Annotated in this window: 12 protein-coding genes and 1 pseudogene; 7 read left to right on the top strand and 6 right to left on the bottom strand. The window is 43.5% G+C overall.

What is annotated here, in order from left to right; all coding sequences use genetic code 11:
- The first annotated feature begins 3 nt into the window (after window positions 1–3).
- From NF543_RS14110 to glk, 4 genes are all read left to right on the top strand, one after another.
- Window positions 4–918 (top strand): helix-turn-helix domain-containing protein, encoded by a 915-nt coding sequence (locus NF543_RS14110; protein WP_257668978.1) that lies wholly within the window; start codon window positions 4–6, stop codon window positions 916–918.
- Between the two features lie 133 nt (window positions 919–1,051).
- Window positions 1,052–1,249, top strand: a complete 198-nt coding sequence (locus tag NF543_RS14105) for a hypothetical protein (protein ID WP_257668977.1) — start codon at window positions 1,052–1,054, stop codon at window positions 1,247–1,249.
- 2 nt (window positions 1,250–1,251) lie between these two features.
- On the top strand, window positions 1,252–2,841 hold the full coding sequence (locus tag NF543_RS14100) for an arylsulfatase (protein WP_257668976.1): 1,590 nt from the start codon (window positions 1,252–1,254) through the stop codon (window positions 2,839–2,841).
- 345 nt (window positions 2,842–3,186) lie between these two features.
- Window positions 3,187–4,224, top strand: a complete 1,038-nt coding sequence (gene glk, locus NF543_RS14095) for a glucokinase (RefSeq protein ID WP_257668975.1) — start codon at window positions 3,187–3,189, stop codon at window positions 4,222–4,224.
- Window positions 4,225–4,229: 5 nt separating this feature from the next.
- Here glk and NF543_RS14090 read toward each other — a convergent pair whose 3' ends face one another.
- From NF543_RS14090 to NF543_RS14075, 4 genes are all read right to left on the bottom strand, one after another.
- Window positions 4,230–4,997, bottom strand: coding sequence for an ABC transporter permease (locus NF543_RS14090; RefSeq protein WP_257668974.1), 768 nt, complete (start codon window positions 4,995–4,997; stop codon window positions 4,230–4,232).
- The gene (locus tag NF543_RS14085) at window positions 4,998–5,765 is read right to left on the bottom strand and encodes an ABC transporter ATP-binding protein (RefSeq protein WP_257668973.1); all 768 of its coding nucleotides are present in this window, start codon (window positions 5,763–5,765) and stop codon (window positions 4,998–5,000) included.
- A complete protein-coding gene (locus tag NF543_RS14080; protein WP_257668972.1) occupies window positions 5,765–6,739 on the bottom strand; it encodes a pentapeptide repeat-containing protein in 975 nt (324 codons plus the stop codon). Before NF543_RS14080 ends, NF543_RS14085 begins: the two co-directional genes overlap by 1 nt.
- Before the next feature lie 628 nt (window positions 6,740–7,367).
- Window positions 7,368–7,733, bottom strand: a complete 366-nt coding sequence (locus tag NF543_RS14075) for a VOC family protein (protein ID WP_257668971.1) — start codon at window positions 7,731–7,733, stop codon at window positions 7,368–7,370.
- A 1,098-nt stretch (window positions 7,734–8,831) separates the two neighbouring features.
- On the opposite strand from NF543_RS14075, the pseudogene NF543_RS14070 reads away from it, so the two are divergent.
- From NF543_RS14070 to NF543_RS14060, 3 genes and pseudogenes are all read left to right on the top strand, one after another.
- A pseudogene (locus NF543_RS14070) lies at window positions 8,832–9,149 on the top strand (peroxiredoxin family protein); the annotation flags it as partial.
- Between the two features lie 24 nt (window positions 9,150–9,173).
- Window positions 9,174–10,172: a TlpA disulfide reductase family protein gene (locus tag NF543_RS14065; RefSeq protein ID WP_257668970.1), complete on the top strand. Its 999-nt coding sequence runs from the start codon at window positions 9,174–9,176 to the stop codon at window positions 10,170–10,172.
- Window positions 10,173–10,198: 26 nt separating this feature from the next.
- Complete coding sequence (locus tag NF543_RS14060) at window positions 10,199–10,621, top strand: DUF3995 domain-containing protein (protein ID WP_257668969.1); 423 nt, start codon at window positions 10,199–10,201, stop codon at window positions 10,619–10,621.
- Window positions 10,622–10,729: 108 nt separating this feature from the next.
- Here the strand turns inward: NF543_RS14060 and NF543_RS14055 are convergent, their stop codons facing one another.
- Together NF543_RS14055 and NF543_RS14050 are read right to left on the bottom strand one after the other, a co-directional pair.
- Entirely contained in the window at window positions 10,730–11,050 is a 321-nt protein-coding gene (locus NF543_RS14055; protein ID WP_257668968.1) for a hypothetical protein, read from the bottom strand.
- A 37-nt stretch (window positions 11,051–11,087) separates the two neighbouring features.
- Window positions 11,088–12,212 carry a DEAD/DEAH box helicase gene (locus NF543_RS14050; protein ID WP_257668967.1) on the bottom strand — a complete coding sequence of 375 codons (1,125 nt, stop codon included), beginning with the start codon at window positions 12,210–12,212 and terminating at the stop codon, window positions 11,088–11,090.
- Window positions 12,213–12,277 lie beyond the last annotated feature (65 nt).

Here is a 12,277-nt window from a genome sequence, read left to right as displayed (position 1 = left end):
TAAATGAAAAATACAGTTCACTTTAATTCTATTTCCGAATTTCATACTCTTTGTAATCTTTCAAAGCCGGAACATCCGTTGATTAGTCTGATCGATTACAGCAAAGTCTCTTATCCCGTTGATGACAGTGAGCTGAAATGGATCCAGAATTTTTATTCGGTTGGCTTAAAGCGAAATATCAATGCGAAATTCAATTATGGGCAGCAACAATACGATTTTGATTCTGGTGTTCTGACTTTTATAGCACCACTTCAATTTTTAAGTTTAGAAATCAATCAGGATGCTGAGACAGAGCCAACAGGATGGTTATTATTGATTCATCCCGACTTTTTGTGGAATACTTCTTTGGCTAAAAACATTAAATCCTACGATTTTTTTGAGTATGCAGTCAATGAAGCCCTGTTTCTTTCAGACAAAGAAGAAAAAATAATCGTTGATATTCTGCAAAATATCGAACGTGAATACCAATCCAATATAGACCTATTCAGCCAGAATATTATCATTGCCCAAATAGAGTTGCTACTTAATTATGGTGAACGGTTTTATCAGCGACAATTCATTACACGAAAAAAGAGCAGCCATCAAATACTGGAAAGATTGGAAAATATTCTTAATGATTGCTTTAATAGTGATAATTTGATAGATAAAGGCTTGCCTGCTGTTCAATATATTGCAGGGTTACTAAATGTGTCACCCAACTATTTGGGTAGCTTACTAAAAGCATTGACGGGACAAACCACGCAACAGCATATACACAACAAACTGATTGAAAAAGCGAAAGAAAAATTATCAACGACCAGCCTATCCGTAAGCGAAATCGCTTATGAATTAGGTTTTGAGCATTCGCAGTCGTTCAGCAAACTGTTTAAAAGCAAAACCGACCTTTCGCCTCTTGAGTTTCGACAATCGTTTAATTAAGACGAGAACCCGCATTAACCTTCAATAGTATACTAGTTACGGTTGTATGCTTTGTTAACGTTTGTTCATACGGGGAATTGTATTTTCTTTTAATACCTTTGGGTCGATGGACGTGTTCATAACGTCGTAATGCTTGGATACGATTCATCTGGCCGATTTTGGATTTAAAAACTCCGCTTGTATTTATAGCGCTACAACAATTAAGCTGATCGATATGGTTTCAATAGATGAAATTGCGCCGGTACAGAAAATGAGAGACGGTGATGCCCCACAATGTTGGATATCCGAGGCTGAGCAAAATCTTCCGCCGCTTACCGAAATTAATGACTGAATATGGAAATCAGACAAAATAGATTAATTGCTTACGCTCTGGTAAGTATCGCGGCATCCCCGTTGGTTGGGGCGGTCTTCGGTCAGGAGAAAGGCGATGAACGGCCGAATATCGTGGTCATTCTAGCAGATGATATGGGTTATTCCGATATCGCATGTTATGGAGGAGAAGTATCCACGCCTAACCTGGATCAGTTGGCCGCTAATGGGCTGCGGTTCCGTTCGTTTTACAATGCGGCAAGATGCTGCCCGACGAGAGCATCCCTATTGACCGGCGTATATCCGCATGAGGCAGGCATGGGGGCGATGGTGAGTTATGCCGGGAGCGCTCCGCAACCTGGGCCGTACCAAGGCTATTTGAACCAACAAAGCGTCACCGTAGCCGAAGTGCTGAAGCAAGCAGGATATAAAACTTATATGTCTGGAAAATGGCATGTTGGGGAGCGGCCTGAACACTGGCCCCGCCAGCGTGGATTCGACCGTTATTTTGGGTTGATTAGCGGAGCCAGTAGCTATTTCGAGCTGGTGGAGGAACCCCGCATGCGGTGCATGGTCTATGACGATGACCCCTGGTTCCCGCCAGCCGAGGGTTTTTACATGACCGATGCACTCACCGATACGGCAATCACGTTTATCGAAAACCACGAGCAGACCGATGGGGATAAACCATTTTTCCTGTACCTGGCCTATACGACGCCCCATTGGCCACTCCACGCACTGGAGGAGGATATCGAACGCTATGAGGACGTGTATGACGGCGGTTGGGACGAAGTTAGGCGGCAACGGTACGAGCGGATGAAACGGCTAGGAATCATCGATGACCGCCACCCGCTTTCCCCAAGGCCTCCGGATATCCCCGCATGGGACTCGCTGCCTGATCAGCAAGATTGGACAGACCGTATGGCGGTTTATGCGGCGATGATAGATCGCATGGACCAAGGAATTGGTAAACTTATAGCCACCTTGGAACGACAGGGAAAGCTGGAAAATACATTAATCCTGTTTCTTTCGGACAACGGGGGCTCCGCTGAAAACATCGATGGGCGCAAGTTGCACCAGCAAGGTGTAAACGTGGGGTATCGGGGTTCGTATTTGGCATATGAAGAACCCTGGGCCAATGTTTCGAATACACCTTATCGGAAGTACAAAGCCTGGACGCAGGAGGGAGGGATCATCACCCCCTTTGTTGCCCATTGGCCGAAAGGCATTCAGCGGCCGGGAAGGTTTACCGATGCCGTAGGCCATATCGTGGATGTGATGGCAACCTGTGTCGCCGTCGCCAGGACGGATTATCCACATCAATATCGTGGGCAGGAAATCACCCCATTGAGGGGTGCCTCCTTATTGCCCGCCTTTTCACGCAGTGGTGTCGGGCAGCGTACGCTTTACTGGGAACATTTGGGCAAATGGGCCATGCGCCAAGGGGATTGGAAGCTGGTAGGTGGGTTTCCCGATGGGCGGTGCGAACTGTACGACCTGACCGATGACCCGGTCGAATTGAATGACCTGAGCGACAAGCATCCAGCCCTGGTTGAAAAAATGAAACAGGAATATACGGTTTGGGCCGATGAAGTGGGCGCCAAACCTCGGTAACAACTTGTTTATAAAAGTATACAAACGTAAAGCTGACCCCCATTAGAGAAGCTAATTGGGGTAAAGAATGCTTTATGCATGACCCCTCCGGAGTCCTCTGGCATTTTGGACAATTCCATTAAAAAGAAATATGCCAATCTTGGTGAAATTATTTCCGCGCTATGTTGGGGTATGCACCCCAAGGTTCAGTCCCTTCGCATAATGGAAGTCAATCGTTTGCTTGATTTTCAACACAATGAACTCCGATTTAATTAATTGTTTGCAGTCCAATTCGTTCAACAACGTCCTTTTTCTTATTTTGTCGTTACAATTCAGACGGACAACTTATTTTGAAATAAAGAAACCATGTCATATTTACTGTATTTGCCAAAAAAAGGGAAAAGGGCTATTCAAAAGCAGCAGATCTTGGCTGCCGACATTGGCGGCACTAAGACCAGCTTGGGTTTGTTTGAGGTACAGGGGGAGAGGCTTTCGCTTTTGCGCGAAGCCACCTTTCCATCCGAGGCACATGTCACATTTGAAGAGCTTGTAAAAAAGTTTTGGAATGATGACATGCAAGCCCCCTCCATATTATCCATCGGCGTTGCTGGCCCTGTTCTGGACAATAAGGTGAAGCTGACAAATTTGTCGTGGGAACTCGATGCCAGCCTTTTAGAGCGAGATCTGGGCATTGGCCGCGTTGTTATTATCAATGATCTGGAGGCCACGGCCTATGGCATGGCCGGCTTGACCTCAGAAGACATAGTCCCTATAGTTGACAATGGAGCGGATACATTGGGCAATATGGCTATTCTGGCCCCTGGCACAGGCTTAGGCGAGGCAGGCCTTTTCTGGGATGGTGAGGCCTATAGGCCATTTGCCACGGAAGGCGGACATAGCGATTTTGCACCCAGAACGGAGTTTGATCTGGAGTTGTGGGCTTACCTAAAAGAGACAAGCGACATGATCAGTTGGGAACACTTGGTGTCCGGTCCCGGCATTTACCGGATTTACCGTTTCCTACGCGATGTAAAGGGCAATAAAGAACCCGCCTGGCTAATGGAAAATTTCAAGAATAACAGCAACCCGGCCGCTGTGATCAGCCATGCGGCCATACGTCAGCTGGACATTACCTGTATCACGGCCATGGAGTTGTTCGTAAGCTACATGGCGCGTGAGGCCACGAGCTTGGTGCTGAAGCATAAGGCTATGGGTGGACTCATATTGGGCGGAGGTATACCACCCAGGATTTACCCATTATTGCGCAAAGACCTGTTCCGTCAACAATTTATCCAAAATTCCCGGATGACGGAGCTGCTACAGAATGTGTCCATAAAGGTCATACTGAATAGCAAGGCTGCGCTCATCGGGGCTGCCTACTATGGCGCTTATGGACAATATTAATTCTCTTACCCCCGTTTTTTATACGCTCTCATCGCGAAGATATAAGCCACGAGCATAATTCCGATGCACCATGCAAGAGCAACCCATATTTCATTGCCTACCGGCTGATTTGAAAGTAGCGCACGGATGGTCTCCACGATCGAGGTCACCGGCTGATTCTCGGCAAAGGCGCGAACAGGTGCCGGCATGGACTCGGTAGGCACAAACGCCGAGCTGATAAACGGCAGGAAGATAATGGGATAGGAAAAGGCGCTTGCACCGTCCACCGATTTTGCAGACAACCCGGCAATCACAGCGATCCAGGTCAAAGCTAGTGTGAAGAGCGCAAGTATACCAGCCACAGCAACCCATGACAGTATATCCGCCGACGAGCGAAAGCCCATGATCAACGCTACAAGAATGATAACGACAACTGAAATAGCATTTGATACCAGCGAGGTCAGCACATGGCCCCACAGTACAGTGGAGCGTGCAATCGGCATGGAGTGGAACCGCTCTAATATGCCCTGTTGCATATCTATAAACAAGCGGTAAGCCGTATAAGATATACCGGTTGCAATTGCAATCAACAGTATACCGGGCAGCAGATAATTTACATAGTTATCCATGTCGGTTTGGATGGCGCCGCCAAATACATATACGAACAGCAGCATCATCGCAATTGGCGTGATGGTAACCGTGATGATGGTGTCCATGCTGCGAAGAATATGGCGCATGGAACGTCCAAGCATAACACCCATATCCCTGAAAAAATAGTTCTTTATCGTTTCCATTTAGTTTTCCTCCTTTTTGCCGATGATTGCAAGAAATATCTCCTCCAAAGTCGGCTGTTTTTCAATATATTCCACTTTTGCGGGCGGGAACAGTTTTTTCAGCTCCGCAAGCGTGCCGCTCACGATAATCCTACCCTTATGAACAATAGCAATTCTATCGGCGAGTTGTTCAGCCTCCTCCAGATACTGGGTGGTTAGGAATACCGTCGTGCCGTTACCAGCAAGCTCTTTGACAATCTTCCAAACTTCAATACGTGCCTCGGGGTCAAGCCCGGTTGTCGGTTCGTCTAAGAAAATGAGCTGCGGTTTTCCCACAAGGCTCATGGCGATGTCGAGCCTACGGCGCATACCTCCCGAATAAGTCGACGCCCTGCGGTCGGCGGCATCGGTCAAACCGAGGCGTTTAAGCAAATCGTCCGCGACCTGATGCGGATTGCTAAGATGCCGCAGCTTGGCAATCATAACAAGGTTTTCCCGTCCGGTCAAAACCTCGTCCACGGCTGCAAATTGCCCTGTCAGGCTGATCGACTGCCGTACATTGCCGGGGTTAGACGCAATATCGAAGTTGTTTACGAAGGCACTTCCCTCGTCTTGTTTCAGCAGCGTGGTGAGGATTTTGACAATCGTTGTCTTGCCTGCACCGTTGGAGCCGAGCAGGGCGAAAATACTGCCTGCTTTTACCTGAAAATCTACTCCTGTCAACACAGGGATGTTTTTATATGATTTTTTCAATCCTTGTACCGAAATGGCAATTTCATTTTGTAACATTATTCGTTTCCTCCTTTTGGTGTTAACAAAGAGATACCAGTTAAATCTGCATTCCCTTGTTTCAGGAATTCGTAAGTCATCCGATCTGCTTGACAGTCTATAAACCGGATTCGTTTCAAACTCGTGTTCTTAAAGAACACGTTGATAAGCGTTGCATTTTGGAATGTCACCTTTTTAAAGGAGCAGTTTTCAAAAGAACAGTCCTCCACTGTACTATCGAAAACGATATCGGCAATATACGTGGCATTGAAAGAGGTGCGATTCCAAACTACATCTGCCATGGTGCTTTTCTCGAAGCCACCAGATTTAACAACTGCTCCGGTAAAATCGGCACCGGTAAAATCGCAGTCTTTAGCATAGCTTTTTGAAAATTCGGTTCCGGTAAAATTGGCGCTGGAGAAATCGCATCTGTCGATATTGCTTCCTGAAAATTCAGTTTCTTTTAGTGAACAGTCCTTAAATAGATTGTTGACTAAGTTGGAGCCTTGAATGTGGCTGCTGCTGATGTCGGAACCTGAAAAGTCACAGCTATCAACATTATTGCTTTTTAGAAGAAGTCCCGACAAATCGGAACCGATAAACTTGCAACGCTGCATGTTGGATGAACTGAATTTTTCATGCAGGTTTTTCAACTCGGAAAAGTCAGCGTCCACCCAGTTTCCGCGTGACATATCCCATTTAAGTTTTTTCTCCTGCTTTCCGGATGGCAATTCATCGGATGGTTTAACCAAAGGCTCAACGGGTGTCGTTTCAGTGGCTGCAGATTGGAAGCTTTCTGAAAAATAGTTAAGGTCAACACCCAGAATTTCCGCGAGACGGTTAAAAGTAGTGATGTCTGGCATTGATTCTCCGCGCTCCCATTTTCCGACGGCCTGTGAACTGATGAATAGACGCTGAGCAAGCTGGGCTTGGGAAATATTTGTTTTCTTTCGTGCTTCGGCAATTTTATTGCCGATCATTTTAGTATTTAACATAGTACTATCTCTTTGTTTTGACACTGCAAAGATATTTAGATTCATTTCCAGAATCAGTAAAAAAACAAGCACTATTAGTTGTAATTACGCTATTTATTGTTGTTATTTAACAACTATCAGTGGTATATGTCGAAATTTAAGGTTAATGCATGCTTTATTTGTGAACAGAAAACCACCTGCTACAAGCTTGCAATCATTAACAGGTGGAATATTCAGGAAATTCAAAGCCTAGCGCAAACTATCCTTATCTCCTATATCTTCCAACGGACTACTCGGTGCAAGAGAAACGTTTCCCTTTGGTGATTTAGCTGGCCTCAAAACCTATGGTATACCTTTTTATATCGAACAAGGACAAGAATATCCTTTTATTGTTGCATCCCCGCAATGCCCAGCAGACAAATACTGGACTTCAGAAAACTAGTTTGATTCCCTTTATCTAGACCTGACTTCCAAGTATCGTATTAATATCACCAGAATTTATGTCATAGGTATCATCGGAGGTTTCGGTACTTGGCAAGTAGCTATGGACTATCCGGATCGATTCGCGGCCATTGCACTAAGGAAGAATAAAACAGAATCGTCATGTCTAACGGAAGGGGTTGGATTTATATTCCATTTCCCAGGAATTTTATTGGTTGCAATGAATCTGTAGATGATTGCCGTTAGCGTCTTGAAAAGCCGCGTAGAATCCATGCTCGCCTTCAATTCTGGTTTTTTCAATTGTAATTGACCCGCCTGCCGCCTTAATTCGATCTAATGTCTGTTCAATGTCATTAACGTCTACGATAATCTGTGGGCCGCATTTTTCCGGAGCAGGTTTCAGGGATGCATCAAGCCCCCCACCAGTATTGGTGTCGCCTATCATGAAAAATGCGTAACTGTTTTCTGCAATCATCTCAATTTTCCAATTGAACACTGACGTATAAAAAGCAATGGCTTTCATGAGGTCAGGGGCCGGGATCTCGATATGTGTAATGGTATTATTCTGTTTCATATTGCTATCTTTATGTTATTTTGGTAGTTCGTTCCAACAAAAATAAGATTTGACGGATTTATTTCTGTAGTGAAAGATCGATTATTTTTTTAACTAACAAAACCTTCTCTAATTATAGTTTTGACAAAACCAATCGTCCTGCATGGAATAGTAATGAGGTAATAGCTCTCAAAACCTATAACCTTGCAAAGTTGTGCTATATATTATCGTTATCTTCGTCAAAGGAGGTGTATATGCTTACAAAAATAAGATTGATGAATTCACTCGATAAGTTGCCTGCTGATAAGAAGAACAGATGGGCACAATATATCCGATAACGTTGCGTTTATTGAATTAGGTTTAGGTTGATAGCCCCTAATCCCATTGGGGCGGATCCCCGTTTCCTGAAAATGGAACGGGGTTCTTTTTTTCAGATACCTGGCATTTGCTCACCGATTTCATCAGGCATCCGTTCCATCTTGTGGCAATCCTATTAAACTTCTTCAGTCAGATTGCATGATGAATGGTAAAGACACAAAACGATCCGCGCTGTTAGGTTACTACAAATCCTCCCATGGTGGAAAGCGGCCGATGAAATAAACACCATGCCAAAAATCAATTCATTATGGATTAGGGAATGTTTTCTATGGATTCGTAAGTGTTTTTCCGGATTCGGGAGTGGATTTCACGGATTCGTGAATCCCTTTTCGGCATACGCTCCGGGTTGGACGAAGCAATTAATCATATGCATATTAACCTGACATCCACCCACTAGCGACCGGAAGTCATTCAGAACGGGTATGGGGCTATTTGTTTATCCCCTTACGGATTTTAGATTTTGAGTGTTTTGGTACCGCCTTCACCGGTAATAGGTCAGCCATGGTGTAGGATTCAACGAACAGCATATCAAGGAAATACAACACAAAATAAATGCAAGGCCAAGAAAAAAACTCAAATACCAAAACCCAAAATAAATATTTTACACTAACTTAGACAAGAAAGTTGCATTGGTGAGTTGAATCTACCCTTTTGTCAATCGGTCTTGGACCGGTTTAAAAGATATGTGGAGGAAAAATAAAGTATAATGATGCAAAAAGAATTTAGCGTAAAAAATGGTGCGGCCCATGCAGAAGTTCCAATCCAGAACTGGTAGAGCAATACGAATTATACAGAGACAAAGGGTTTGAAATTCTCGGGGTATCCTTGGATACCAACGAAGAAAAATGGAAAAAAGCCATTGAAAAAGATGGATTGATGTGGGAAAATGTCAGTGATTTAAAAGGAAATGACAATGATGCGGCGATGATATACGGAGTTCGGGATATTGCTGATAATTTTTTAATTGATGAAAATGGTATAATTATCGCCCGATTTATAAGGGGAGAGAAATTAGAAAAGAAACTCAAAGATTTATTCCACAGCAATACCAACAGGTAAGCGGCAAACAAAACAAAAATCGAGATGAAAAATATAATCTTCGCAATACTGATTCTAACGGTTGTTTCTTGTGGTAAAAAAGCAAAAAATGAATTTTCCCTTACTGGAAGGACAAACGGAATTGAAAATGGAACAGTACTTTATCTTGACAATATTTCGACGAAAGAAATAATAGATTCAGTGAGCGTTCAAAACAATTCATTCAGTCTTAGCACAAAACTACCAAAGACACCTGTACAGGTAGTTTTACGAACAAAGGATTTTTCCCATTACCGAAATCTATGGTTAGAAAATACCGCTATGATTTTTGACCAATCCCAGTCCGATTTTAGGAACGCCTCGGTCACGGGATCCCAAACTGAATCTTTAAGTCAATCGCTATACCAGAAGATTGGCACTCTTCCTTATGAAGAGCGATTAGAAAAAGAAATGGAATTTGTAAAAAATAACCCAAATAGCATCATCAGTGCCAATATACTTTCGGTTTATTCAACCACTTGGGGGAAAGAGAAAACCAAAGAATTATTTGACCAATTTTCACCAGAAAATAAAAACTCTGATTACGGAAAGAAAATTTCAAAATACATCGAGCTGAACAAAGACCCAAAAGTTGGAGACCAATTCGTAGACTTTGAGATGCAAGACGTGAATGGAAAAACTAAAAAGTTATCTGATTTAAAAAGAAAAACTGTACTTCTTGAGTTTTGGGCCTCTTGGTGCGGACCGTGTCGACAAGAAAATCCAAATTTGATAAAAACCTATAAAGAATTTAACCCCAAAGGCTTTGAAATATTTGCTGTTTCCCTAGATGAGGACAAAGACAGTTGGTTAAAGGCAATCGAGAATGACAGTTTAACATGGGAACACGTTAGCGACTTAAAAGGTCAGGCAAATGAAGCCTCTCTCATCTATGGGGTTAACGAAATTCCTGACAACTTTCTCATATCGGAAAACGGAGAAATCATCGGTCGGTATTTGCGAGGAGAAAAATTGAATGAAAAACTAAGAGAAATATTGGATTAATTTAAGTCCTCATTGCAAACAGATACATGGAAACTGCTTTAGCCGCAATCAACGCCTTTATTTTCCTTTTATTGGCTGCACTTCACCTCTATTGGGTTACAGGTGGTGGAGGCGGAATGGACGCCACTATTCCAATGGACAGCAATGGTCGGAAGCTCTTCCGCCCCGGCAGGGCGATCACCCTTGTTGTCGCATTGGGCCTGTTCCTGTTTGCCCTATGTAACCTGGCCTTTGCGGGTTGGCTCCAAGTTGGTCTGGACCCGCTACACATCCGTTATGGTATCCTGCTCATCGCCATCATCTTCCTGATGCGCGCCATCGGTGACTTCCGGTACATCGGCCTCACCAAGCGCCACAAGCAAAGCCCCTTCGCCCATTGGGATACCCGCCTATACACACCCTTATGCCTCGTGTTAACCATTAACCATTGGTTGCTCTATACCCTTTAGTTACAACCAAGCTAACTTTGATTACCCCGCTCAGATGGAGAGACTTCGGTTCCGGTATTCTACCCTGTCTTTCCTGAAACTTCGATTGTGACGTTTCCTTTGATTTACTTATGCAATATTCGTTGAAGCCTGAATTGTTTTTGTTAAAGCATCCAGCAGGGTCTCTTTATACTTGATGAAATTAGCCTGACGGTCTTCCTCTTCTTTAGCTAATTTAAGTGATCTTTTACATTCTTTAACCAGTTGCAATTCGTTCAGATAAAGGCCATTAAACGCTTCTGCATTTTTGTTTTTTAAGATCCTTACCGTATGTGAATATTGCTCAAATATGTCAGTGATGACGGCTAGACTTTTACCATCATAATGCTGAAGGCCAGTAGTTTTTTCCGAAAGCTTCTCAAGCTTTTTTCTCTCTTTTGCGAAACCCATAATTAGCGCGAAGGTACAGTTTTTTCGAGGATTTGGACTAACGTTCGATATCAATCAAGTCTACGGTCTTGCCCATCTTTTTTTGGATGACCCCAAAATGATGCAATTCTTTCGGGGTAAGCAGCGATATTGCCTCTCCAGAGGCGTCTGCTCGTCCAGTTCTTCCAATACGGTGCACATAATCCTTGGGAGATCGTGGTAATTCGTAATTGATTACAAAAGGAAGATAACTGATGTCGATGCCTCTGGCCATCAGGTCGGTCGCAACCAATACCCTCAGCTTGCCTGATTTGAAATCCGCTAAAGATTCGGTTCTTGAACCCTGGCTCATTTTGCTATGGATTGCTTTTGCATCGATATTGTTTTTACGAAGCTTATTGACAAGGGCATCTACCTGATGAATAGATGATGCAAAGATCAAAACCTGTTTCATATCATGGTGTTCGATCAGGTAGCGTAAATAGGGCCCCTTTTTCTCTGCTGAAACTAGATAGGCCACCTGTTTGATCAGATCAAGAGATTCCTCTTCGGCATCAATTTGAATAATTACTGGATCATGCAATAAGATTTGATGGATATTTCGCAGATCATTACTCAACGTGGCAGATAATAAGATGTTGTGGCGTTTTTTGGGTAATAGTGCTATAATTTTATCGACTTCTTCCTTAAATCCAAGATTGAGCATCTTATCCGCTTCATCCAGCACCAATGTTTCAATACTTGATAAATGTACCGCATTGGATTCCACTAATTCTAACAGCCTGCCAGGTGTGGCAACAAGAACATTTACGCCCTGTAATGCCATCATTTGTGGATTGATGGAAGCACCGCCGTACACGGCTAGTGTTTTAACTGGATGAGGCAGTGCATGACTAAAACTTTTGAACACCTCTTTTACCTGCTCAGCCAATTCACGTGTTGGTACGAGAACCAGCACATTGACATGACGATTTTTTGCCGTCAGGTTTTCCTGAAGATTTATGAGCAGTGGCAATACATAAGCTGCAGTTTTTCCTGAGCCAGTTTTAGCTATTCCCAGAACGTCTTTTTTATTTAAAATAGCTGGTATGGCGGCTAGTTGAATAGGAGTGGGGATGGTAAAATGCTGATCTGTTAGTGCTTTTAATAAAGCAGGTGATAGACCTAAGGATTCAAAAGACATAGTCACTTTTTATGCAAAAATAAACAAATATCTCCAGCAATGGAGCCTGCCGTTCATTGATCTAT

It is taken from the genome of Parapedobacter tibetensis (assembly GCF_024704835.1).
GTDB classification, from domain to species: domain Bacteria; phylum Bacteroidota; class Bacteroidia; order Sphingobacteriales; family Sphingobacteriaceae; genus Parapedobacter; species Parapedobacter tibetensis.
Note: the sequence above shows the minus strand (reverse complement) of the source record. Positions and strands in the feature narration are given on the sequence as shown.